The organism is Pseudomonas nicosulfuronedens (genome assembly GCF_005877905.1).
In the GTDB taxonomy this organism is placed as follows: Bacteria; Pseudomonadota; Gammaproteobacteria; order Pseudomonadales; family Pseudomonadaceae; genus Pseudomonas; species Pseudomonas nicosulfuronedens.
This window is the reverse complement of record NZ_SWDV01000002.1, coordinates 266,839-290,709: the sequence shown is the minus strand read 5'-3', so window position 1 is coordinate 290,709 and position 23,871 is coordinate 266,839. Positions and strand designations below refer to the sequence as shown.

22 protein-coding genes are annotated in these 23,871 nt (G+C 65.6%); 13 read left to right on the top strand and 9 right to left on the bottom strand.

The genetic code is table 11. The features are described from left to right. Positions 1 to 55: 55 nt before the first annotated feature. Positions 56 to 3,208 (bottom strand): efflux RND transporter permease subunit, encoded by a 3,153-nt coding sequence (locus tag FAS41_RS03520; RefSeq protein WP_138520262.1) that lies wholly within the window; start codon positions 3,206 to 3,208, stop codon positions 56 to 58. Between the two features lie 12 nt (positions 3,209 to 3,220). Continuing rightward, the gene (locus tag FAS41_RS03515) at positions 3,221 to 4,405 is read right to left on the bottom strand and encodes an efflux RND transporter periplasmic adaptor subunit (RefSeq protein WP_138520261.1); all 1,185 of its coding nucleotides are present in this window, start codon (positions 4,403 to 4,405) and stop codon (positions 3,221 to 3,223) included. A 155-nt stretch (positions 4,406 to 4,560) separates the two neighbouring features. Between FAS41_RS03515 and FAS41_RS03510 the strand changes: the two genes are divergently transcribed. Next, a complete protein-coding gene (locus FAS41_RS03510; RefSeq protein WP_138520260.1) occupies positions 4,561 to 5,193 on the top strand; it encodes a TetR family transcriptional regulator in 633 nt (210 codons plus the stop codon). Positions 5,194 to 5,229: 36 nt separating this feature from the next. Here FAS41_RS03510 and FAS41_RS03505 read toward each other — a convergent pair whose 3' ends face one another. Then, the gene (locus tag FAS41_RS03505) at positions 5,230 to 5,427 is read right to left on the bottom strand and encodes a heavy-metal-associated domain-containing protein (RefSeq protein ID WP_017521666.1); all 198 of its coding nucleotides are present in this window, start codon (positions 5,425 to 5,427) and stop codon (positions 5,230 to 5,232) included. Positions 5,428 to 5,581: 154 nt separating this feature from the next. Here FAS41_RS03505 and FAS41_RS03500 point away from each other — a divergent pair, with 154 nt between their 5' ends. From FAS41_RS03500 to FAS41_RS03480, 5 genes are all read left to right on the top strand, one after another. Then, positions 5,582 to 6,055, top strand: coding sequence for a hypothetical protein (locus FAS41_RS03500; protein ID WP_138520259.1), 474 nt, complete (start codon positions 5,582 to 5,584; stop codon positions 6,053 to 6,055). 106 nt (positions 6,056 to 6,161) lie between these two features. Next, positions 6,162 to 8,567, top strand: coding sequence for a heavy metal translocating P-type ATPase (locus tag FAS41_RS03495; protein WP_138520258.1), 2,406 nt, complete (start codon positions 6,162 to 6,164; stop codon positions 8,565 to 8,567). A gap of 48 nt (positions 8,568 to 8,615) precedes the next feature. After that, the gene (gene cueR, locus FAS41_RS03490) at positions 8,616 to 9,017 is read left to right on the top strand and encodes a Cu(I)-responsive transcriptional regulator (protein ID WP_138520257.1); all 402 of its coding nucleotides are present in this window, start codon (positions 8,616 to 8,618) and stop codon (positions 9,015 to 9,017) included. A 92-nt stretch (positions 9,018 to 9,109) separates the two neighbouring features. Further along, entirely contained in the window at positions 9,110 to 9,364 is a 255-nt protein-coding gene (locus FAS41_RS03485) for a type II toxin-antitoxin system HicA family toxin (RefSeq protein WP_138520256.1), read from the top strand. After that, positions 9,361 to 9,687 carry a type II toxin-antitoxin system HicB family antitoxin gene (locus FAS41_RS03480; RefSeq protein ID WP_138520255.1) on the top strand — a complete coding sequence of 109 codons (327 nt, stop codon included), beginning with the start codon at positions 9,361 to 9,363 and terminating at the stop codon, positions 9,685 to 9,687. Before FAS41_RS03485 ends, FAS41_RS03480 begins: the two co-directional genes overlap by 4 nt. A 7-nt stretch (positions 9,688 to 9,694) precedes the next feature. Here the strand turns inward: FAS41_RS03480 and FAS41_RS03475 are convergent, their stop codons facing one another. From FAS41_RS03475 to FAS41_RS03455, 5 genes are all read right to left on the bottom strand, one after another. Further along, positions 9,695 to 10,579 (bottom strand): EamA family transporter, encoded by an 885-nt coding sequence (locus FAS41_RS03475; protein WP_138520254.1) that lies wholly within the window; start codon positions 10,577 to 10,579, stop codon positions 9,695 to 9,697. Positions 10,580 to 10,893: 314 nt separating this feature from the next. Then, positions 10,894 to 11,466, bottom strand: coding sequence for a nucleotidyltransferase family protein (locus FAS41_RS03470; protein ID WP_373873570.1), 573 nt, complete (start codon positions 11,464 to 11,466; stop codon positions 10,894 to 10,896). After that, entirely contained in the window at positions 11,451 to 12,347 is an 897-nt protein-coding gene (locus FAS41_RS03465; RefSeq protein WP_045217128.1) for a PA4780 family RIO1-like protein kinase, read from the bottom strand. The genes FAS41_RS03470 and FAS41_RS03465 overlap by 16 nt, the downstream gene beginning before the upstream one ends. Positions 12,348 to 12,419: 72 nt before the next feature. Then, entirely contained in the window at positions 12,420 to 13,601 is a 1,182-nt protein-coding gene (locus FAS41_RS03460) for a two-component system response regulator (protein WP_138520253.1), read from the bottom strand. 98 nt (positions 13,602 to 13,699) lie between these two features. Further along, on the bottom strand, positions 13,700 to 16,051 hold the full coding sequence (locus FAS41_RS03455; protein WP_138520252.1) for an ATP-binding protein: 2,352 nt from the start codon (positions 16,049 to 16,051) through the stop codon (positions 13,700 to 13,702). A gap of 135 nt (positions 16,052 to 16,186) precedes the next feature. Between FAS41_RS03455 and ada the strand changes: the two genes are divergently transcribed. Next, the gene (ada, locus tag FAS41_RS03450; protein ID WP_138520251.1) at positions 16,187 to 17,275 is read left to right on the top strand and encodes a bifunctional DNA-binding transcriptional regulator/O6-methylguanine-DNA methyltransferase Ada; all 1,089 of its coding nucleotides are present in this window, start codon (positions 16,187 to 16,189) and stop codon (positions 17,273 to 17,275) included. On the opposite strand, the gene FAS41_RS03445 is transcribed toward ada, so the two are convergent. Beyond that, positions 17,219 to 17,812, bottom strand: a complete 594-nt coding sequence (locus FAS41_RS03445) for a hypothetical protein (protein WP_171049428.1) — start codon at positions 17,810 to 17,812, stop codon at positions 17,219 to 17,221. The genes ada and FAS41_RS03445 overlap by 57 nt on opposite strands. Positions 17,813 to 17,971: 159 nt before the next feature. Here FAS41_RS03445 and FAS41_RS03440 point away from each other — a divergent pair, with 159 nt between their 5' ends. The 6 genes from FAS41_RS03440 (at position 17,972) to ggt (ending at position 23,829) form a co-directional block, all read left to right on the top strand. Next, entirely contained in the window at positions 17,972 to 18,586 is a 615-nt protein-coding gene (locus FAS41_RS03440) for a phosphatase PAP2 family protein (protein WP_138520250.1), read from the top strand. A gap of 238 nt (positions 18,587 to 18,824) precedes the next feature. After that, the gene (locus tag FAS41_RS03435; protein WP_065084484.1) at positions 18,825 to 19,733 is read left to right on the top strand and encodes a glutamate/aspartate ABC transporter substrate-binding protein; all 909 of its coding nucleotides are present in this window, start codon (positions 18,825 to 18,827) and stop codon (positions 19,731 to 19,733) included. 194 nt (positions 19,734 to 19,927) lie between these two features. Further along, positions 19,928 to 20,674 carry an amino acid ABC transporter permease gene (locus FAS41_RS03430; RefSeq protein WP_138520249.1) on the top strand — a complete coding sequence of 249 codons (747 nt, stop codon included), beginning with the start codon at positions 19,928 to 19,930 and terminating at the stop codon, positions 20,672 to 20,674. After that, positions 20,671 to 21,339 carry an amino acid ABC transporter permease gene (locus tag FAS41_RS03425; RefSeq protein ID WP_138520248.1) on the top strand — a complete coding sequence of 223 codons (669 nt, stop codon included), beginning with the start codon at positions 20,671 to 20,673 and terminating at the stop codon, positions 21,337 to 21,339. Before FAS41_RS03430 ends, FAS41_RS03425 begins: the two co-directional genes overlap by 4 nt. Then, positions 21,336 to 22,070, top strand: a complete 735-nt coding sequence (locus FAS41_RS03420; protein ID WP_017521680.1) for an amino acid ABC transporter ATP-binding protein — start codon at positions 21,336 to 21,338, stop codon at positions 22,068 to 22,070. Before FAS41_RS03425 ends, FAS41_RS03420 begins: the two co-directional genes overlap by 4 nt. An 85-nt stretch (positions 22,071 to 22,155) precedes the next feature. Further along, on the top strand, positions 22,156 to 23,829 hold the full coding sequence (gene ggt / locus FAS41_RS03415) for a gamma-glutamyltransferase (RefSeq protein WP_138520247.1): 1,674 nt from the start codon (positions 22,156 to 22,158) through the stop codon (positions 23,827 to 23,829). Positions 23,830 to 23,871 lie beyond the last annotated feature (42 nt).

Here is a 23,871-nt window from a genome sequence, read left to right as displayed (position 1 = left end):
TCCCCAAATAATGGGAGAGACAGGCCCGGCCGCGCCGACCGGACCTGTCAGGACATCAGACCTCGTGCGCCCCCTCTGTGGCGGGCTTGGTCTTGCTCTTGCGACCACTGAGCTTGTCGGCGGCCGATTCCACCAGCATGTAGAACATCGGGATAAGGAAGGTCGCCAGCAGGGTCGCTGCCAGCATCCCGCCGATCACCCCGGTGCCGATGGAGTGACGGCTGGCGGAACCGGCGCCGGTACTGATCGCCAGTGGCACGCAACCCAGGATGAAGGCCAGCGAGGTCATCACGATGGGGCGGAAGCGCAGCTTGGCCGCTTCCAGCGCGGCCTCGACCGGGCCCATGCCCTGCTCTTCGCGGCACAGCACAGCGAACTCGATGATCAGGATGGCGTTTTTCGCCGCCAGGCCGATCAGGGTCACCAGGCCGACCTGGAAGTACACGTCGTTATCCAGTCCGCGCAGCCAGATCGCCAGGATCGCCCCGAATACGGCGAAGGGCACCGCGGTGACCACCGCCAGCGGCAGCGTCCAGCGCTCGTATTGGGCCGCGAGGATGAGGAACACCAGGATCAGGCCGAAGATGAACGCCGTGCTACCCGAGCCCTGGGTCGCCAGCTCCTGGTAGGCCGAGCCGATCCACGCCAGGGTGTAGTCCTGCCCCAACACCTCGTTGGCCACTTCCTGCATTGCCGCCAGGGACTGGCCGGAGCTGTAACCCGGCGCCGGACCGCCAAGCAGCTTGGCCGCCGGGAAGACGTTGAAGCGTGCGTAGGAGTCCGGACCGAGGATGCGTTTGACCGACACCAGCGTGGTCAAGGGCACCAGATCGCCCGTGGAGGAACGCACGAAGACCTGGCTCAGGTCGTCCGGTTTGCGGCGGAACTCCGGCTCCGATTCCAGGGTGACCTGCCAAGTCCGCCCGTAGAGCGTGAAGTCGTTGACGTAGTAGCTGCCGAAGGTGGACTGCATGGCGGTGAACACGTCATTGATCGCTACGCCCAGGGAGCGCGCCTTGGTGCGGTCCAGGTCGATGTAGTATTGCGGCACGTTGGCGTTGAAGGTGGTGTTCACCCCCGCCAGCTCCGGCCGTTTGGCCGCGGCGGCGAGGAACTTCATGGTTACCTCTTCCAGCTGCTCGGAGGTGCCACCGCTGCGGTCCTGGATATAGGCCTCGAAGCCGCCGGTGGTACTCATGCCGGTGATCGGCGGCGGGTTGAAGGACATCACCACGCCGTCTTCCTGCCCCGCGCCCATCTTCATGAATTCATGGGTCAGGTTGCGCGCGTCCAGCTCGGGGGTGGTGCGTTCCTTCCAGTCCTTGAGCGGCACGAAGGACACGCCGGCGTTGCTGCGGGTGCCGAAGGTGAGGATGTCGAAGCCGGCGAAGGTCACCACATCCTGTACCGCCGGGTGCTTCATCAACTGATGGGTCACGTCGCTGGTGAGCTTCTCGGTACGGGTCAGCGAGGCCGCCGGCGGCAGGAAGTAGGCGTTGAGCACGTAGCCCTGGTCCTCGTCGGGCACCAGCGAGCCGGGGACCCGGCCGAACAGGATGACCAGCAGGGCGATCATGCCGCCGAACAGCAGCAGCCCCAGCGCCGCCCGTTTGAGGAAGAACTGCACGCCAGCGCCATAGCCGTTGGTGGCTTTTTCGAACATGCGGTTGAACCAGCGGAACGGCGCAGCCGGCTCCTTGTGTTCAGGCTTGAGGATCAACGCGCAGAGTGCCGGTGACAAGGTCAGGGCCACGATGCCGGAGATCACCACCGACACCGCGATGGTGATCGCGAACTGCTTGTACATCTGCCCGGCCAGGCCGCCGAGGAACCCGACGGGGATGAACACGGCGCAAAGTACCAGCACGATGGCGACGATCGGTCCGGTCACCTCCTCCATCGCCTTGATCGCCGCCTCCTTGGGTCCGAGCTTCTCGGTGCGCATCACCCGCTCGACGTTCTCCAGCACCACGATCGCGTCGTCCACCACGATGCCGATGGCCAGCACCATGCCGAACAGCGACAGCAGGTTGATGGAGAAGCCCATCAGGTACATGCCGGCGAAGGTACCGACCAGCGAGACGGGAATCGCCAGCACCGGGATCAGCGTGGCGCGGATGCTCTGCAGGAACACGAAGACCACGACCATCACCAGGATCAGCGCCTCGATGAAGGTATGGATCACTTCCTCGATGGAGACCTGCACGAAGATGGTGGTGTCGTAGGGAATCTTGTAGGTGATGCCTTCAGGGAAGCGCTTGGCCATGGCGTCCATGTGGTCGCGCACGGCCTGGGCGGTATCCAGTGCGTTGGCGCCCGGCTGCAGGTAGATACCGAAGGCAGCGTTCTGCTGGCCGTTCAGCGAGGTCACCAGGGAATAGTCCTGGGCCCCGAGTTCGACGCGCGCCACGTCCTTGAGCAACAGGCTGGCGCCGGTCGGGTCACTGCGCAGGATGATGCTCTCGAATTCCTTCGGATCAGTGAACCGCCCCTGGGCGGTCGCCATGTAGGTGAAGTCCTGCGGCTCCTTCATCGGTTGCTGGCCGAAGCTGCCCGCGGCGAACTGCGAGTTCTGCTCGCGGATCGCGCTCGCCACGTCCGAAGGCGTCATGTTGTATTGCGCCAGCTTGTCCGGCCGTAGCCAGATACGCATGGAGTAGTCCTTGGAACCGAACTGGCTGACGTCACCAACCCCGGGGATCCGCTTGAGGTCGTCGATCACGTTGATCAGCGCGTAGTTACTGATGAAGATCGGGTCGCGGGAGTTGTCCGGTGAGAACAGGGTCACCACCTGCAGGATGTCGGAGGATTTTTTCTCCACCTGCACGCCCTGCCGGCGTACCTCTTCCGGAAGCTTGGCGAGCGCGGCCTGCACCTTGTTGTTGACGTCGATGGTGGCCTGGTCCGGGTCGGTGCCCACCTCGAAGTAAACGGTCAGGCTCATGGCCCCGCTGCTGTCGGAGTTCGACAGCTGGTAGATCATGCCTTCGACGCCGTTGATTTCCTGCTCCAGCGGAGCGGCCACGGTTTCGGCGATCACCTGGGAGCTGGCGCCGGGGTACGCGGCGGAAACCGACACCTGCGGCGGGACGATTTCCGGGTACTGGGCGATGGGCAGCGCGCGCATGGCGACGAGGCCGGCGAGCAGGATCACGATGGAAATCACCATCGCGAACACGGGGCGTTCGATGAAGAAGCGCGAGATCACGATGGGCGCTCCTTAGGACTGTGCCTGGGCGGGTTGCGGCGCAGGCGACTGCGGTGCTGCCTCGCTGGCCTTTACCGGCTGGTCCGGCCTGACCTTGGGAATGCCTTCGACGATCACATGGTCACCGTCATCCACGCCGGCATCGATAATCCAGCGGCCGTTGACGGTCTTGGAGGTCGTCACCTGGCGCACACGGGCGAAACCGTCCTTGTCCACCACGTAGACGAAGGTGCCGCGCGGGCCCTGGGCCAGTGCGCGCTCGGGCAGGGTCACGGCGTTGCTCTGGGTGATGCCGGTGATCAGGATGCGCACGAACTGACCAGGGATCAGCAGGTTGTGCGGGTTGGGCACCACGGCGCGGGCGTTCACGGTGCCGGTGCCGGTGTTGACGAAGCTGTCGGTGAAATCGACGACGCCTTCGATGGGGTACTTGCTGCCATCACCGAAGCGCAACTCGGCGGTCAGCTTGCCGTCCTTGGGCAGGATGTAGCGACCACTCTTCACCCCATCGTTCATCTGCGCGGCCTGGGTGTCGGGATAGGCGAAGTTGACGTACACCGGGTCGAGCTGGGTGAGCTTGGTCAGCAGGCTGGAGTTCGGATCGCTGGCCGCCACCAGGCTGCCCTCCGAGCGCACTTCCTTGCTCGCCATGCCGGAAATCGGCGCGGTAACCGTGGTGTAGTTCAGGTCGATCTGCTTGGCCTGGACATTGGCCTTCGCCGCCTCGACGTCCGCCTTGGCCTGTTCGAAATCGGAGACGTAGCGATCCAGTTCGCTCTCGCTGGCAAAGCCCTTTTTCTGCAGTTCGCGGATACGTTTGAGGTCGCGCTCCGTCTGCCGGTAGCGCGCCTGGGTCTGCGCCAGGGAACCCTTGGCCTGGCCCAGCGCAGCCTGGTAGGGACGCGGGTCGATGCGGAACAGCACCTGGCCCTCCTTCACCGGCCGGCCCTCCTCGTAGGTGCGACGCTGCAGGATGCCGCTGACCTGGGCGCGCACTTCCACTTCGCGGTAGCCGGCGGTCCGCGCGGCGTATTCGAAGGTCAGGGGCACCGGAGCGCTCTTGGCCACTTCGACCGTCACTGCCGGGGGAGGAGGCGCCGCCGTGGCAGGTTTGTCCTCGGCCTGGGCCCAGGCAGAAAACAGGACTGGCAACCCAACGACAGCAAGCGCGACGGGCAAACGACGGGCAAACGGCATGTAACCTCTCCATGGAAATGACTGACGGCGGAACCCCAGGGGACGACGACGGTGTGACTCTTACCTACGCCAGTGTCTGTAAAGCACTGTTAGCGCTATAAAATCAGTAAACTGCCTGTCACTCAGTGATCCTAGCCTGTATACCAGCAAGCGCCATGCGAAGAACTAAAGAAGATTCGGAACGAACCCGTCAGACGATTCTTGACTCGGCTGAAGGCCTTTTCTTTGCGAAAGGCGTCTCAAATACCAGTCTCGAAGAGATCGCGCGCGCCGCAGGAGTGACCCGCGGAGCGGTGTATTGGCACTTCCAGAACAAGGCACACTTGTTCAACGACATGCTCAACCAGGTCCGCCTGCCGCCTGAGCAGCTGGCGCAGCGGCTGTCCGGCTGCGACGGCCACGACCCGATCGAATCGCTGTTCCAGCTCAGCGTGGAAGTGGTCGAGAACCTGGCCCGCGACGAGCAGCGCCGGCGCATCCTCACCATCCTCCTGCAACGCTGCGAGTTCACCGATGAATTGCGCGACGCCGAGGAGCGCCATAACCAGTTCGTCCGCCAGTTCATCGAGCTTTGCGAGCAGCTGTTCAACCGCGAGGATTGCCGCACACGGCTGATGCCCGGCGTGACGCCCAAGATCGCCTCGCGAGCGGTGCACGCGATGATCTTCGGCCTGCTCAGTGACTGGCTGCGCGACCCGGGCCTGTTCGACCCGTTGCAGGAAACCCGCGAACTGTTCGACGCCGTGTTCCGTGGGCTGGTGCGCGACTGGCATCCGGCACTGGCGTAAGGGCCGGCAGGACGCCGGCCCGGAAGGAATGAAACCTCAGGCCGCCTCGGCCTCGTAGCCTTCCTCGCGGATCGCCGCGAGAATCGCGGAATCGTCCAGACGGCTGGCGACGCGGACTTCGCCGGCACCCAGGTCGACCTGTACATCCGCCGCGGCATCCAGCGCCTGTACCGCCTGGGTGATGGCCCGCACGCAGTGGCCGCAGCTCATGCCTTTGACATTGAAGGTGTGCATGGAATCTCTCCTCTGATGGATTGAAGCGTTGGGTGCAGTTTCGACCTTGCCACCGTGGCAAGGTCAAGCCTGTCGCGCTGAAGTCGCCTTGCACTTGTCCTACGTCAGCCTCTCAGCCAAGCTGCGGAAATAGCTGACTCATCGGAGAACGCCCATGCGCCGTTCCCTACTGCTCGCCGTTGGCCTCACGGCCGCCCTCCCGTTCATTGCTTGCGCCGACGGCATGCCCGAAGAGCCCTCGGCGCCTTCCGCACCCGCGCCTACTTCCCCGACCGCGCCGCCACCAAGCACTCCCGGCTCCTGGCCAGTGCCCGACGCACAGCCGGTGGCCTATGCCGTGCTGATCGTCAGCCGCGAACGGCTGGATACCGGCACCGCCTGCGACATCGACCTCTATGTACAGGACGAAAAGGTCTCGCGCCTGCAGCCCGAAGGCGAAATCGCCCTCAACCTGCCGCCTGGCGAAGTCTCCCTTCGCCTGCAGACCGCCAACTCCGGACTCTGCCGCAGTGGTATCCAGCCGCTGCGCGCGCAGTCTGTCCAATTGCATGCCGGCGAAGTGCGCAAGTTCCGTATCGCCAACAGCGAGAGCGGTCTTTACCTGATGCCGGTCTCCAGCGGCAGTTGAGAATCCGCCTCGCGGCCTGACCTGCGACAAGATGGCAGCGAACGAGGGTTGACCTTACCCTCGTGTCAAGGTTGATGCTATCGGGGAACTTCAGGGAGAAAGCCCCATGAGCAGCGCCAACCCCATCGAGCTCGACCTGCCCGTCTCCGGGATGACCTGCGCCAGCTGCGCTGGTCGGGTCGAGCGCGCCCTGCGCAAAGTGCCCGGCGTGCAGGACGCCAGCGTCAACCTGGCCAGCGAACAGGCCCGCGTGCAACTCGCCGCACCGTCCAGCAGCAACACCCTGCCGGCTTTGGTCGCCGCCGTCGAGCAGGCCGGTTACCAGGTACCGGCCCACAGCCTGGAACTGGCCATCGAGGGCATGACCTGCGCCAGTTGCGTCGGGCGCGTCGAGCGCGCCCTGGCCAAGGTGCCCGGTGTGCGCACAGCCAGCGTCAACCTGGCCAGTGAGCGCGCCCATGTCGAGTTGCTCGGCGCGGTGGAGGCAGCCACGCTGATCGCTGCCGTCGACAAGGCCGGCTACAAGGCCCGCCCCCTTGAACCAGACCAACCCACCGTGGACCCGGCCGTGGCCCGCCTGGCGCGCGAGCGCTGGTGGCTGGCCGCCGCCATCCTGCTGTCGCTGCCGCTGGTGCTGCCGATGGTTGGCGACTGGTTCGGCCAGCACTGGATGCTGCCGGCCTGGGTGCAGTTCGTCCTCGCCACGCCCGTGCAATTCATCATCGGCGCTCGCTTCTATGTATCGGCCTACAAGGCCGTACGCGCCCGCAGCGGCAATATGGACCTGCTGGTCGCCCTCGGCACCAGCGCCGGCTATGGCCTGAGCCTGTACCTCTGGTACGCCGCAGCTCCCGGGCAGATGCCGCACCTGTACTTCGAAGCCAGCGCCGTGGTCATCACCCTGATCCTGCTCGGCAAGTACCTGGAAAGCCGCGCCAAACGCCAGACCGCCGCCGCCATCCGAGCTCTTGAAGCCTTGCGGCCAGAGCGCGCTACCCGCGTGCGTGACGGTATCGAAGAGGACGTCGCCATCGCCGAACTGCGCCTGGGCGACGAAGTGCTCGTGCGCCCCGGCGAACGTTTCCCGGTGGACGGTGAAGTCCTCGCCGGGCAGAGCCATGCCGACGAGGCCCTGATCACCGGCGAAAGCCTGCCGGTGCCCAAGGACATCGGCGATCCGGTCACCGGCGGCGCCATCAACGGCGAAGGCGTGTTGCGCGTGAAGACTACTGCACTGGGCGGCGAGACCGTGCTGGCACGCATCATCCGCCTGGTGGAAGACGCCCAGGCAGCCAAGGCACCGATCCAGAAGCTGGTGGACAAGGTCAGCAACGTGTTCGTGCCGGTGGTGATCGGCATTGCCCTGCTCACCCTGGTCGGCTGGCTGATCGCTGGCGCTGGCTGGGAACAGGCACTGATCAACGCCGTGGCCGTGCTGGTCATCGCCTGCCCCTGCGCCCTGGGCCTCGCCACCCCGACCGCGATCATGGCGGGCACCGGCGTAGCGGCCAAGCATGGCATCCTGATCAAGGACGCCGAAGCCCTGGAAGTCGCCCATGCGGTGACCGCCGTGGCCTTCGACAAGACCGGCACCCTCACCTCCGGTCAGCCGCGCATCACCAACCTCGCCGCGAGCGGCGACGAGGCCGAAGCCCTGGCCCTGGCCGGCGCCCTGCAACGCGGCAGTGAACACCCGCTGGCTCGCGCCGTACTCGATGCCTGCGCCGAGCGCAGCCTGAACCCCGCCGCCGCCGAGGCCATCCAGGCCCTGACCGGGCGTGGCATCCAGGGCCGCATCGATGGCCGCCTGCTGGCCCTGGGCAATCGGCGGATGCTCGACGAAGCACAGCTGCCAGCCGGAGCGCTGGCCGACTCCGCCAGGCAATGGGAGGCCGAGGGCCGCACCCTGTCCTGGCTGATCGAGCGCAAACCGCAGCCCCGCGTCATCGCCCTGTTCGCCTTTGGCGACAGCCTCAAGGAAGGAGCGAAGGTCGCCATTGACGCTCTGCGCGAACGCGGCATCGCCAGCCACCTGATCACCGGTGACAACCGTGGCAGCGCCAAGGTCGTCGCCGACGCCCTGGGCCTGGACGATGTGCACGCCGAAGTGCTGCCCGGCGACAAGGCTGCCGTGGTCGGTGCATTGCGACAGGCAGGCAAAGTCGTGGCGATGGTCGGCGACGGCATCAACGATGCCCCTGCACTGGCCGCGGCGGACGTCGGCATCGCCATGGGCGGCGGCACCGATGTTGCCATGCACGCGGCCGGCATCACCCTGATGCGCGGCGACCCGCGCCTGGTGCCGGCGGCGCTGGATATCTCCCGGCGCACCTACGCGAAGATCCGCCAGAACCTGTTCTGGGCCTTCATCTACAACCTGGTGGGCATTCCGCTGGCGGCCTTCGGCCTGCTCAACCCGATGGTGGCCGGCGCGGCGATGGCCGCTTCGAGCGTCAGCGTGGTGAGCAACGCCCTGCTGCTCAAGCGCTGGAAACCCCAGGATCAGAAATGACAGTGTCGCCCCCGAACTATCGGGGGCGGTCGCTCAAGAGGAATCGGCATGAACATCGGTGAAGCAGCAAAGAAGAGCGGCCTGACCGCGAAGATGATCCGCTACTACGAATCCACCGGTCTGCTCGCCCCCGCCGGCCGCAGCACCAGCGGCTACCGTCACTACAGCGAGCAGGACCTGCACACCCTGGCCTTCATCCGCCGCTCGCGGGATTTCGGCTTCTCACTGGAAGAGGTCGGCCACCTGCTCGCCCTCTGGCAGGACCGCCAGCGAGCCAGCGCCGACGTGAAGGCCCTGGCCGCCCGGCACATCGACGAACTCAACCGCAAGATCGCCGAACTCAGCAGCCTGCGCGACACCCTGCAGGAACTGAGCGACCACTGCCAGGGCGACCACCGGCCGGACTGCCCGATCCTCAAGGACCTGGAGTCGGGGAAGTGCTGTCACTGAAGACAATTCACACGACCCCTGGCGACGTATCCGACACCTGGCTCTTCGCATCAGTTGGTAGCATAATCTGATACCAACTATCGGAGCACGGGATGAATGCCCGGCAACGCAGGACAGTGGAGTTGATCTACTCCCTCCCCGTTCCGGCTTCACTGGAATGGCTGCGCATCGAGTCGCTGCTGATCTCGCTCGGCGCGCAGGTGGTCGAGGGCCATGGTTCACGGGTGCGTTTCGAGCTGAATGGCATCATCGCCACCTTCCATCGCCCACACCCGACCAAGGAAGCCATGCCCTATCAGGTGCGTGACGCACGCGCTTTGCTCGAACAGGCAGGAGTCCACCCATGACGCCCATGAAATACCAAGGCTACGCCGCACGAATCGAATACAGCGACGACGACGGGCTGTTCATCGGCCATGTCGCCGGCATCCGCGACGTGATCGGATTCCTCGGTGAGTCGGTCGGCGAGTTGCGCGAGGCGTTCGAAGAGGCGGTGGACGACTACCTGGCGACCTGCAGCAAACTCGGCCGCGAACCGCAGCGGCCGTTCTCCGGCAAGCTCAGCTTGCGCCTGGACCCGCAACTGCATGCGCAGGTGGCGATCAAGGCGGAGCTGAGCAACCAGAGCATCAATCAGTGGGTAGTAGAGCGCCTCGGCGAGGTGGTCTGACACCCTGCTAAGCGTTCGCTACCGCTCGACGACGCCAGATCGAAGCCGGCAGCACGGTTACGGCCAGGCCGACGAACACCAGCACGCAGGCCATCCAGTCCTGGGTGGTGAGGTCTTCCCCCAGGAACAGCCAGCCCGACAGCAGCCCGGACACCGGCACGGCGAGGGCGAAGGGCGTGACCTGGCTGGCCGGGTAGCGGCGCAGCAGGAAGCTCCACAGGCCGAAACCGACGGTGGTGGCGAGGAAGGCGATGTAGAGCAGCGCGCCTGCGCCGGTCCAGTTGATGTTGACCACGGCGTGCTCGATGGCCTCCGGGCCTTCGAAGATCCACGACAGCACCAGCAGCGGCAACGGCGGGATCAGGCTGACCCAGCTGATCAGGCGCAGCATGTCGCTGGCACCGGAGCGCTTGGTGGCGATGTTGGAAAAAGCCCACGCCAGCGCGGCGGCAATCACCAGCAGGAAGGCCACCAGGCTGTCGCCCATGGGGCGTTCCAGGCCGATCAGCAGCAGGCCGCCAGCGGCCAGCGCCAAGCCGATCAACGCACGCGGGCTGGGACGCTCGCCGAGGAAGGCAGCGGCGATCAGCACGGTGAAGAACACCTGGCTCTGCAGCACCAGCGACGACAGGCCAGCGGGCATGCCGATATGCATACCGACGAACAGCAGGCCGAACTTGACCACGCCCAGCAGTACGCCGATCTGCACGATGCGCCAGAACGGCGCCGGCAGCGGGCCGCGCAGGAAGATCAACGGTAGCGCCGCCAGGGCGAAGCGCAGGGCGCAGAACAGCAGCGGCGGGAAGTCGTGCAGGCCGACCTTGATCACGACGAAGTTGACGCCCCAGATCAGGGTGACCAGCAAGGCGAGGAGAACGTGGCGGAGGGGCATGGCAGAGCGCTCGGGGTGGGATGCGGGAAAACTAACAGCCCCCGCTTGAAATGTATGGATACAGTTGTGGCCTTACAGTTTTCCGGGCAGCTCTCGGCAGCCCGTGGAGAAGGGTTTTGTAGGAACGGAGCCAGCCCTCGATATCTGCCATTCCACGCCACTGCCTTCCAGCAACACCCAGCCAGTCAGAGGGGCGCGGAGTCCGCTCCGACGAGAACGGGAGCGAAGGAGCTGACCGGTAGGAGCGAGCTTGCTCGCGAACCGCACAACACCGGGGACTCCGTCGGAAATCTGCTTCGCGAGCAAGCTCGCTCCTACAGGGGCTCGATCTGGAGCTTCGGCCAGCGCGCCGGCCAGTTCTTGGCGGCGATGCGCTCGCGGTAGATATCCGGCTTGCGGCGGAAGTGCTCGGTGGGCCGGACACGGAGCGCCCAGATGTCCTCCAGGCCCAGCGGCGCCAGCAGCTCCAGGGAATCACCGCGCAGACGCAACGCCACCGCCGTGCAGACCTCCGGCCAGCGGCACATGGCATCGGCGCAATCCCTGTAGGGCGCGTCTCCATTGCGCAGGTGCATCCTCGCCTGATTGCGTACAGACCAGGGCGCATCCGGGCAGACGTCCAGCAGCCGGCGCTCCCAGGCGCAGTCCGCCTCGGGCTCCAGGCTGTCGGCCGCGAAATACAGCACGTCGATATCGCTGAGCGGCGTGGGCTCGATGTAGCCATGCAAGGCGTCCCAAACCGCATTGCGCACGAAACCTGCGGCGATCCAGGCGTCTTCCGGGCCGTGATCGCGCACTACACGCAGCAGGTGCAGACGATCAGGTTGCCCGGCGATCAGGGCAAGAAGCGCCGACTCGCCGGGCAATGGGCTCAGGCCTGCTCCCACGGCGGGGGCGGCGGCTCGTCGCGTTGCTGCGGGGCGTCCTGGGCAGCACGGCCGGCTTCGCGGCGCTCCTGCTCACGCATGGCCTCGGCAATTTCACGCAGCACCGAATCCACGTCCGCCTCGTCTTCCGGATCATCGAAGTGCCCGGTCAACGGGGTATCCGGCTGCAGCTTGCCGTCTTCATAGAGGGCCCACATTTCCTTGGCGTAGTGGGTGTACTTGAGCTCCGGGGCAAAGCGGCCGAAGTAGGCAGCCATGTTGCCCACGTCACGTTCGAGCATGCGGAAGGCGTGGTTGTTGCCGGCGGCATCCACGGCCTGCGGCAGGTCGATGATCACCGGGCCATCCGGGCCGACCAGCACGTTGAATTCCGACAGGTCGCCGTGCACGAGGCCTGCGCAGAGCATCATGACGATCTGGCGGATGAGGAATTCGTGGAAGTCTCGTGCCAGCTCGGGCTCCATCACCACGTCGTTCAGACGTGGCGCGGCATCCCCCTCTTCGTCGGCGACCATCTCCATCAACAGCACGCCGTCGAGGAAATCATAAGGTTTGGGGACGCGTACCCCCGCGTTGGCCAGGCGGAACAGCGCGGCCACCTCGGCGTTCTGCCAGGCGTCTTCCTGCTCCTTGCGGCCGTACTTGGTGCCCTTGGCCATGGCGCGGGCCTGGCGGCTATTGCGCACCTTGCGGCCTTCCTGGTACTCGGCGGCCTGGCGGAAGCTGCGTTTGTTGGCTTCCTTGTAGACCTTGGCGCAGCGCAGTTCGGCGCCGCAGCGCACCACGTAGACCGCTGCTTCCTTGCCGCTCATCAGCGGGCGTAATACTTCATCGATCAGGCCGTCTTCGATCAACGGCTCCAGGCGTTTCGGGGTTTTCATCAGGCTTCCTGGCGTACCTCTCTGGGGCGCTGCGCTCCTTATACGGCATCCGTCGACAACCGCCCAGCGCGATCAGGGTTCAGGCGGTGTCAGCTCGATACTTTCGGTTACCGCGTCTTCCAGCCGCTGCAGCTCCAACCCCAGCGCCTCGTCGCTGTCGGCGTAGCGCTGGGCGATGTTGGCGAAGCCTTCGGCGACCTCGCCGAAGGCCTCCACCACACGCGGGTCGAACTGGTTGCCGGCACCGGCCTTGATGCGCGCGGCGGCCTCCTCCGGGCTCAGCGAGGTGCGGTAGGCGTGACGGCAGGTGAGTTCGTCATAGCCGTCGATCAGCGAGAGCATCCGCGCGCCCAGGGGAATCTGCTCGCCGGCCAGGCCCTCGGGGAAGCCACTGCCGTCCCAGTGTTCGTGGTGGCTGTAGGCGATTTCCTTGGCGAATCGCAGGAACTCCGCCGGGGAGCCCAGCTTGCGCTCGGCGGCCGCCAGCGCGTCGCGGCCGACAGTGGTGTGGCTTTCGAGGATCAATCGGTCAGCCTCTTCCAGCTGGCCGGGGCTGTGCAGGATACGGTCGGGCACGGCGACCTTGCCGATGTCGTGCAACTGCGCCGAGCGCACCAGCAACTCGATGTTCTCCACCGACAAATCGGCGGCGAACTCGCTGTGCAGGGACAGCGCGCTCCCCAGCAGGCGCATGTAGTGCTCGATGCGCACCAGATGGTTGCTGTGGGGGTTATCGCGCAGGTCGCAGAGGGTCGCCATGGCTTCCAGGGTGGCGTCCTGGATGGCCTGCAGCTCGCGGGCGCGGCGGCGCACCTCCAGTTCCAGGTACTCGCTCTTGTCGCGCAGGAAGTCGGCGTTGGCCTTGAGGTTCAGGTGCGCGCGGATGCGCGCCAGGGTCACCGGCGGGCTGATCGGCTTGGTCAGGTAGTCAACCGCGCCCAGGTCCAGGCCCCTCTGCTCGTCGGCGGCGCTGACCATGCCGGTGAGGAAGATCACCGGGATGTCACGGGTCATCGGGTCGGCCTTGAGCTGGCGGCAGACTTCGTAGCCGTCCATCTCCGGCATCATGATGTCGAGCAGCACCAGGTCCGGGCGCGGATCGCTCTGCATCAGGCGCAACGCCTTCTCGCCGCTGGAGGCGACGCGTACCTGGTAGCGGTCCATGAGCAGCTCGCTCATGAGCATCAGATTGTCCGGCTGATCGTCCACCACCAGGATCATCTCCTGCTCCGGCCGGTCCAGCATGCTATCCATCGCAACTCCTCGCATCGGTCAGATTCGTGACATGCCATGGCTGATCGGACCACGGCCTTGCCCGCGTGTTCATACCGCCACTTGCTCTATCCGCCCCGTCATATGCGGATGTCACGCTCCCTCGCGAGATTCACCAGACTTTCCAGGGCCCGTTCGAACTCGAAGCGCCGCACGCTCGTGGCGATGCCCTCGTAGCCCTCATTGAAGACGCTGCGCAGCAGGCTTGCACGCTCGCCGAGCAACCGTCCGGCGCGCGGGTCATCCGCCGCCAGCAAGTGGGCCAGGCGCCGGCAGACCTGCTCGACCTCGGCGACATTGCCGCTCTCCAGCAGTGCCGGCGCCGCCGAAGCGGCCGGCAGCATGGGCACCGGCAGCGGTTCGTGGCTGATGGTCTGCAAGCTCAGGCTGACCGAGTCGTCCACCCGCCCCAGGGGCAGCCGGCACCAGAACAGGCTGCCGTGGTTGGGCTCGCTCTCCACCCCGACGCTGCCGCCCATCGCCTCCGCCAGCTTCTTGCAGATCGCCAAGCCCAGGCCGGAGCCGCCGTAGCGGCGGGTGATGGAGCTGTCCGCCTGCTGGAAGGACTCGAACAGACGCTCCTGCTGCGGTTCGGAGATGCCGATGCCGGTGTCGCGGAAGGCGAAGTAGAGCTGCAGGCTGTCTTCGTCCTCGTCTTCCAGACGAACGATCAGCACTACCTCGCCCTGTTCGGTGAACTTCAGTGCGTTGTTGCCGTAGTTCATCAGGATCTGTCGCAGGCGCAGCGAATCTCCCACCACCTGGGCGGGCACCCGCGGGTCGATCTCGCAGCGCACTGCCAGGCCTTTGCTCGCGGCGCGGATGTTGAACAGATCGAACAGCTCGCCGAGCAGGCGCTCCAGGTCGAAGCCGATGTGCTCGAACTCCAGCTTGCCGGCTTCGACGCGGGACAGGTCGAGGATGTCGCTGATCAGCTCCAGCAGGTACTGGCCCGAACCCTGGATCTTGCCCAGGTAATCCACCTGTTGCGGGTCCAGGGTGGTTTCCTGGAGCAGGTGTGCCAGGCCGATGATGATGTTCAGTGGCGTGCGGATTTCGTGGCTCATGTTGGCGAGAAAGTCACTCTTGAGCTGCGCCGCCTCCTCGGCCAGGTCGCGGGCCTCGGCCAGCGCCAATTCGGTGGACTTGCGCGCGGTGACGTCACGGCTGACACCCACCAGCCCGAGCAGCCGGCCATGGTCGTCGTGGAAGGCACTGCGCAAGGTATCGAAGAGCACCCGCCGGCCGTCGGGATACACCACCCAACCCTCGCTGGCGAAAGGCTCGCTCTCGGTGAGCGCCTGGCGGTCACGTTCCTGGCGACCGGCGCCGGCCGCACGGCTGAACATCTGCTGGTCGCTGCGCCCGACTATGTCCTCCGGGGCCCGCCCGAGGCAGTCGGCGAAAGCCTGGTTGACGCCCAGGTAGCGCCCCTGGGTGTCCTTGAACCAGATCGGGTCGGGGATCGAGTTGATCAGCGCCAGCAGGGTGCTGCGCTGGCGCCGCTCCTCCGCCTCGGCGCGGGCGCGCTCGGCCACCTGGATCGACAGCCGGCGGTTCCACACCAGCACGAAGGTCAGCAGGGCGAGGAAGCCCACCACCCACGGCCAGGCGATCTGCAGCAGGTTCATCCAGTCGAAGACATCCAGCGACGGCAGCCAGCGCGCCTGGATTGCCTCCTGCTCGCTGCGGGTAATGTTGCCCAGTGCACGGTCCAGCAGCGGCACCAGCGGTTCCAGCTCCTTGCGCAGGGCGAAGCGCACCTGGCTGTTGCCCAGCCCGCTGTCACCCCGCACCTCCAGGTTGGACAGGCTGAGTTGTTCGATCAGGAAGGTGGTGGAGATGAGGTTACCCACATAGGCATCGGCACGCCCGGTGGAGACGGCCTTCAGCGCGCCGGGGGAGTCCTCCACCAGCACGAAGTCGATACCCGGCACCGCCTTGCCCAGCAGCTCATGGACGGCGTAGCCCTGCTCCACCGCCACCCGGCGGCCGGACAGGTCATCCAGTGTGCGAATGGTGCTGTCGCGCCGGGCGAAGATCAGGCTGCTGGTGGTGACGTAGGGCTGGGTGAAGTTCAGGAAGCGCTGGCGCTCCTCGGTGGCCGCCACGGAAGGCACCAGGTCCACCTCGCCGGCTTTCACTGCCGCCAGCACCTCTTCCCAGGTGTTGTACAGTACCGGCTGGACCTTCATGCCCAGGCGCTCGGAGAGCAACTGCAGGTAGTCGGCGCTGATGCCGTGGAACTGGTCGAACTCGTCGATCACCTCGAACGGCGGCCAGCCGGCGCGGAACAGGCCGACGCGGATCGGCTCGTGGGCCGAGATGAAGGCTCGCTCCGGGTCGCTAAGCGCCAGGCTCGCGGCACGGCTCTGGGCACTCAGCGCAAGGAGCAGCAGAAGGCAGCACAGGCAGAATCGGCGCAAGGGCATGGGGTCTTCTTCAGGGAATACCCAGCAAGCGTAGTCCCTGCCGCCGCGCTTCGAGTTTGAAAACGTGATGCGGATTGCTGCACTGGATGTCGGGACGGACAATCTCCCCAACAGCCATTGCCCCGGAGAGCGGCCATGACCACTACCCGACTTGACCCCGAGCGCTGCTGGCAGGCGGTCTGCGAGCGCGATGAGCGCTATGAGGGGCGTTTCGTCTTCAGCGTGCGCTCCACGGGCGTCTACTGCCGGCCGAACTGCCCGGCGCGCCGGCCATCACGGGAGAACGTGACCTTCCATGCCGCGCCCGAAGCCGCCGAAGCCGCCGGCTTCCGTCCGTGCAAACGCTGCTCGCCGCGCGGTCCCAGCCCGCGCGAACAGCTCGATGCACTGGTCGTCGCCGCTTGCGAATTGCTCGACCAGGCGGAAAAGCCACTGACGCTGGAGGAGCTGGCCGGGCGCATCGGTCTGTCCGCCTCGCACCTGGCCCGAGCCTTCAAGGCCCGCACGGGCCTCACGCCGCGGGCCTGGGCGGAATCCCGCCGTGAGCAACGCTTGGCTGCCGCCCTGCCACAATCGCGCTCGGTGCTCGATGCCGCGCTGGAGGCCGGCTATTCCGGTACCCGCGCCCTGTATGAAAGCGCCACACCGCTGAGCCCGGCGCAACGTCGGCAGAAGGGAGCCGGCGAGCACCTGCGCTACGCCATCGCCCCCTGCCCGCTCGGGCTGGTCCTGCTGGCGGCCACTGATAAAGGCGTGTGCGCGCTGCTCTTCGCCGACGATGCCGGCGAACTGGAGCGCCAGTTGGCCGAGCGCTTCGCCGCCGCCGAGCGCACCCGCGACGACGACGGACTGGGCGACTGGCTACGCGAGGTGATCACCCAGCTGGAAGAGCCCGAGCAGGCCGCGCACCTGCCGCTGGACCTGCACGGCAGCGCCTTCCAGCTTCGCGTCTGGCGGGCCCTCACGCGCATCCCCAGCGGCGAAACGCGGCGCTATGGCGAGCTGGCGGAGGAACTGGGCACGCACCCGCGCGCCATCGCCCGCGCCTGCGCCAGCAACCCCATCGGCCTGCTGGTGCCCTGCCACCGCGTGGTCGGCGGTAGCGGCGAGGGCGGATATCGCTGGGGCTTACCGCGCAAGCGCGAACTGCTGCGGCGCGAGGGCGGCTCAGGCGACGCCCGCGAACTCCGCCACCGAGCCAATCAGGATCAGCACCCAGAGTAGGCCGCCGAGGATCAGGAAGGGCACGTTGTAGCGGGTCAATGAAGCATTTCCCTGGCCCTGTGGATCGCCGCTGGCCTCGTTGGCGCGACGCTGGATGTTCGTCAACGGAATCAGCGGCACAAGACCCAGCACGATGAACGGCAGGCTGTAATGGCTGAGCTCGGGAATGCGACTGGTCAGCTTGTCGGCGACATTGGAAACGATCAGCAGCACCACCGCCCAGGTGGCGTCGCTGCTGTAGCTCCAGCCTTTGCGCTGCACCTCGGGCAAGGCTTCGTGCACGCGCAGGGCAAGGGAGTGGATATAGAAGATCATGAACAGGCTGCGCAGCGGCGGATTGATCTTGCCGGGCATGTGCGGTTTCTGGATCGACCAGTGCTTGTACATCCAGTACAGGTTGAACAGCCCCAGCGTCGCCACGTAGAGCACGACCATCTTGGTGAGGGAGATGACGAAGAACGGCCTGGCCTGCTCGGCGCCGGCACGCGCTTCGACCAGCGGGGCTTCAGGGGCGCGGTAGGGGTTTTCCATTTCCATGCTGTGCATTCCTTTGAGCTGAAGGCGACATTCTGGGCCAGGACCGGCGAGGGGCCAAGCGGGCGGAAGAGCGCAGGCTCACATCCCGTCGCCTGGCGCCCAGTGACGACACCGGCCTGTGCTACCGTTGCCAGCCTTCATTCCTCTGTCCGACGCCCCATGACCTTCTGGCCCCTGATCACCCGCCTCGGCGACAGCTCCCTGCTGGCGCCGGCCGCCGTGTTCGTCTTCTGCTGGCTGCTGTACCGCCGCGAGACCGCCAAGGCCGGGCTCTGGGCGGTGCTGTTCGGATTCTCGACCGCGCTGGTGGTGGGTTCGAAGCTGGCCTTCATGGGCTGGGGAATCGGGATTCCGAACCTGAACTTCACCGGCATCTCCGGCCACAGCATGATGGCCGGCGCGGTGCTGCCGACCCTGGCCGCGCAACTCTTTACCTCGCGGCGCGCCAGCCTCGCCTCTGCAGCGCTGGCGGCGGCGGTTGCCGTGCTGGTGGGCCTCTCGCGGCTGGCGATCAACGTGCATTCGCCGGCCGAGGTCTATGCTGGCCTGGCTTTGGGCCTGGGCACCAGCGCGGCCTTCCTCGGCGCGACGCGCGTCAGCCTGCCAGCCTTCCAGCCCGCCCTCCTGCTGCTGGTCGTCGCGCTGGGGCTAGGCCAGGCGGTCACCGGCGTGCGCGCCCCGACGCACCAGTTGCTTGAGCGTATCGCCGCGCACCTGGCCGACCGCGACCAGCCTTATCAACGTGGCCAGTGGGCCGGCCAGCCGGACGTCTGAGCGGGAGATTCGTTCGGATTTCCGAACGACAATTTCTGGAATATCCGGATGGCCGAACAAGATGCCACCGCGCCACCGCCAGGAAAAATAATTTAGTCCTTTAAATTCAATTAGTTACGAAAAATAAAAGGCCTTGGCACGGAGCCTGCTCTGCTCCACCTCGAACATGCGACCGGCCTGGAGTGAGCCTCGTCGGCGCAGGACTGAATAACAAACACAACCAGTCGAGGTAGTCTCCATGCGTTTCGCACCCCGTGCGTTGGGCGTCGCCATTGTCGCGGCCCTGCTCGCCACTCCCGTCGTCGCCGAAGAACTGACCGGTACCCTGAAGAAGATCAAGGACTCCGGCACTATCGTTCTCGGCCACCGTGACGCCTCCATCCCCTTCTCCTACCTCGGCAGCGACCCGCGCCAGCCTGAAGGTTATTCCCACGACCTGCAGATCAAGGTCGTCGAAGCCCTGAAGAAAGAGCTGAACGCACCCGACCTGAAGGTCCGCTACAACCTGGTGACCTCCCAGACCCGTATCCCGCTGGTGCAGAACGGCACCGTGGACATCGAGTGCGGCTCCACCACCAACAACCTCGAGCGCCAGAAGCAGGTCGACTTCTCGGTCGGCATCTTCGAGGTCGGCACCCGCCTGCTGACCAAGACCAGCTCGGGCATCAACGACTTCCCGGACCTCAAGGGCAAGAACGTGGTGACCACCGCCGGCACCACCTCCGAGCGCCTGCTCAAGCAGATGAACGCCGACCAGAAGATGGGCATGAACATCATCTCGGCCAAGGACCACGGCGAGTCCTTCCTGATGCTCGAGTCCGGCCGCGCCGTGGCCTTCATGATGGACGACGCGCTGCTCTACGGCGAAATGGCCAAGGCCAAGAAGCCGGACGACTGGCATGTGGTCGGCAAGCCGCAGTCCTACGAGATCTACGCGTGCATGGTTCGCAAGGGCGACGCACCGTTCAAGAAGGTGGTCGACAAGGCCATCTCCGACACCTTCGCCTCGGGTGAGGTCAACAAGATCTACGACAAGTGGTTCATGCAGCCCATCCCGCCGAAGAACCTGAACCTCAACTTCCCGATGAGTGATGAGCTCAAGAAGCTGATCGCCAATCCGACCGACAAGTCTGCCGAGCAGATGTAACGGTCGCGCGCGGCGGCGCCCACAAGGCGTAGCCACGCGGGGGATCGGGAGCGCAAGCCATGCGCTCCTGGCCCACACTTCCTGATGACGATGCCGGAACACCCGCTACCCGCGGGTGGCGGGCGACCTTGCGCCCGCGTCCGGCCTCGTACCGTACCAAGCCACCGTGCAAAGCAATCGAGGGGAAACCCGTCATGGATTACAACTGGGACTGGGGCGTGTTCTTCAAGTCCACCGGGATCGGCGACGAACGCTACCTGGACTGGTACATCACCGGCCTGGGCTGGACCATCGCCGTCTCGCTCGCGGCCTGGGTCATCGCCCTGGCCCTCGGCTCGCTGCTGGGCGTGATGCGCACCCTGCCCAACCGTTGGTTGTCGGGCATCGCCACGGCCTACGTGGAGCTGTTCCGCAACGTGCCGCTGCTGGTGCAGCTGTTCCTCTGGTACTTCTTCGTGCCGGACTACCTGCCGCAGCCGATCCAGGACTGGTTCAAGCTGGGCATCGCCCCGGAAACCTCGGCCTTCATCAGCGTCGTCGTGTGCCTGGGCCTGTTCACCGCCGCGCGGGTCTGCGAACAGGTGCGCACCGGTATCCAGGCGCTGCCCAAGGGGCAACTTGCCGCCGCCAGCGCCGTAGGCTTCCGCCTGCCGTCGATCTATCGGCACGTGCTGTTGCCGCAAGCGTTCCGGATCATCATTCCGCCGCTGACCTCGGAATTCCTCAACGTCTTCAAGAACTCCTCGGTGGCCTCGCTGATCGGCCTCATGGAGCTGCTGGCGCAGACCAAGCAGACCGCCGAATTCAGCGCCAACCTGTTCGAGGCCTTCACCCTTGCCACCGCGATCTACTTCACCCTGAACATGAGCCTGATGCTGATCATGCGCATGGTCGAGAAGAAAGTCGCCGTGCCGGGCCTGATCTCCGTGGGAGGTAAATGATGGATTTCAGCCAGATCGTCCCCGCCCTCCCCGGCCTCTGGGAAGGCATGCTCACCACCCTGCAACTGATGGTGCTGGGTGTGCTGGGCGGCGTGGTGCTCGGCACCATCCTCGCGCTGATGCGGCTGTCCAACAGCAAGCTGCTGTCGAACATCGCCGGCTTCTACGTGAACTACTTCCGCTCGATCCCGCTGCTGCTGGTGATCACCTGGTTCTACTTCGCGGTGCCGTTCATCCTGCGCTGGATCACCGGCCAGGACACCCCCGTGGGCGCGTTCACCTCGTGCCTGGTGGCCTTCATGATGTTCGAGGCGGCCTACTACTGCGAGATCGTCCGCGCCGGCATCCAGGCCATCCCCAAGGGCCAGATCGGCGCGTCCTACGCGCTGGGCATGACCTACGGCCAGTCCATGCGCCTGATCATCCTGCCCCAGGCGTTCCGCAAGATGACCCCGCTGCTGCTGCAGCAGAGCATCATCCTGTTCCAGGACACCTCGCTGGTGTACTCGGTGGGCCTGATGGACTTCCTCAACGCCGCCCGTTCCCGTGGCGACATCATCGGCCAGCCCCATGAGTTCCTGATCTTCGCCGGACTCGTCTACTTCGTCATCAGCTTCGCCGCGTCCTTCGGTGTGAAGCGCCTGCAGAAAAGGTTAACCGTATGATCTCCATCGATAACGTCAGCAAGTGGTATGGCGACTTCCAGGTGCTTACCGACTGCAACACCAAGGTGTCCAAGGGTGAAGTGGTGGTGGTCTGCGGGCCGTCCGGCTCGGGCAAGTCGACCCTGATCAAGTGCGTCAACGCGCTGGAACCCTTCCAGAAGGGCGACATCACCGTCGACGGCACCTCCATCGCCAACCCCAAGACCGACCTGCCGAAACTGCGCTCGCGCGTTGGCATGGTGTTCCAGCACTTCGAGCTGTTCCCGCACCTGACCATCACCGAGAACCTCACCATCGCCCAGCGCAAGGTGCTGGGACGAAGCAAGGAAGAGGCGATGGACAAGGGCATGAAGCTGCTCGACCGCGTCGGCCTCAAGGCCCATGCGCACAAGCATCCCGGCCAGCTCTCCGGCGGCCAGCAGCAGCGCGTGGCGATCGCCCGCGCGTTGGCCATGGACCCGATCGTCATGCTGTTCGACGAACCGACCTCGGCGCTCGACCCGGAGATGGTCAACGAGGTGCTCGACGTGATGGTCCAGCTCGCCCACGAAGGCATGACCATGATGTGCGTGACCCACGAGATGGGCTTCGCGCGCAAGGTCGCCGACCGGGTGATCTTCATGGACCGCGGGCAGATCGTCGAGGACTGCCCGAAGGAGGAATTCTTCGGCGACCTGCAGAACCGCGCCGAGCGCACCCAGCAGTTCCTCGCCAAGATCCTGCCGCACTGATCCGCCCGCTCTGATTTACCCGAATGCCCCGGTTCGCCGGGGCATTCACCCTCACCGCAAGCACAAGAATAAATAAGGAAGTTCCATGCGCGTGTTCCAATTCAGCAAGCTGCCCCTGGGCGTCGCGATCCTCGCGGCGAGTTCGTCGGTGTTCGCCGTCACCCTCGACGGCGGCGCGGTCGCCTCCCCCGACCAGTACGGCGCGAAAGTCGCCGCCGAAATCCTCAAGAAAGGCGGCAACGCCGTCGACGCAGCGGTCGCCACCGCCTTCACCCTCGCGGTCACCTACCCCGAAGCCGGCAACATCGGCGGCGGCGGCTTCATGACCCTGTACGTCGACGGCAAGCCGTACTTCCTCGACTACCGCGAGATCGCGCCGAAGGCGGCGACCAAGACCATGTACCTGAACGAGAAGGGCGAGGTGATCGAGAACCTCAGCCTGGTCGGCGCCAAGGCCGCCGGCGTACCGGGTACCGTGATGGGCCTGTGGGAAGCCCACAAGCGCTTCGGCAAGCTGAAGTGGAGCGAGCTGCTGACCCCGGCCATCGGCTACGCGCAGAGCGGCTTCCGCGTCGCCGACCAGCAGTACCAGTATCGCCAGGACGCCATCGCGCTGTTCAACGGCAAGACCAACTTCGGCGACTACTTCGGCACCATGAAGCCGGGCGAGACCTTCAAGCAGCCGGAACTGGCCAAGACCCTGGAGCGTATCGCCGACAAGGGCCCGGACGACTTCTACAAGGGCGAGACCGCCAAGCTGCTGATCGCGCAGATGAAGGCGGATGGCGGGCTGATCACCGCCGACGACCTGGTCGACTACAAGGCCCAGTGGCGCGAACCCATGCGCATCGACTGGCAGGGCAACACCCTCTACACCGCGCCGCTGCCCAGCTCGGGCGGCATCGCCCTGGCCCAGCTGATCGGCATCAAGGAACAGCGCGCCGCCGACTTCAAGGGCGTGGAGCTGAACTCCGCGAAGTACATCCACCTGCTCTCGGAGATCGAGAAGCGCGTGTTCGCCGACCGCGCCGACTACCTGGGCGACCCGGCGTTCTCCAAGGTGCCGGTGCAGCAACTCACCGATCCCAAGTACATCGCCAAGCGCGCCAAGGAAGTGAACCCGGACGCCATCTCGCCCACCGAGAAAGTCCGCCCAGGCCTGGAGCCGCACCAGACCACGCACTTCTCCATCGTCGACAAGGACGGCAACGCCGTCAGCAACACCTACACCCTCAACTGGGACTTCGGCAGTGGCGTGGTGGTCAAGGGCGCGGGCTTCCTGCTCAACGACGAGATGGACGACTTCAGCTCCAAGCCGGGCGTGGCCAACGCCTTCGGCGTGGTGGGCAGCGACGCCAACGCCATCGAACCGGGCAAGCGCATGCTCTCCTCCATGAGCCCGAGCATCGTCACCCGCGATGGCCATGTCAGCCTGGTACTGGGCACCCCCGGCGGCTCGCGGATCTTCACCTCGATCTTCCAGGTGCTGAACAACGTCTACGACTTCCACCTGCCCCTGGAGAAGGCCGTGGCCGCGCAGCGCGTGCATCACCAGTTGCTGCCCAAGGACACCATTTACTACGACGCTTACGCGCCGCTCACCGGCAAGGTTGCCGACGAGCTCAAAGCCATGGGCTACACCCTGGAAGACCAGGGCTGGAACATGGGTGACATCCAGGCCATCCGTGTGAACGGCAAGGCCCTGGAAACCGCCTCCGATCCGCGCGGCCGCGGCGTCGGGCTGGTGGTCAAGCCCTAAGCCCCGGCGGACGCACCGTGTGGTACCCGAGCCAGTCCATCG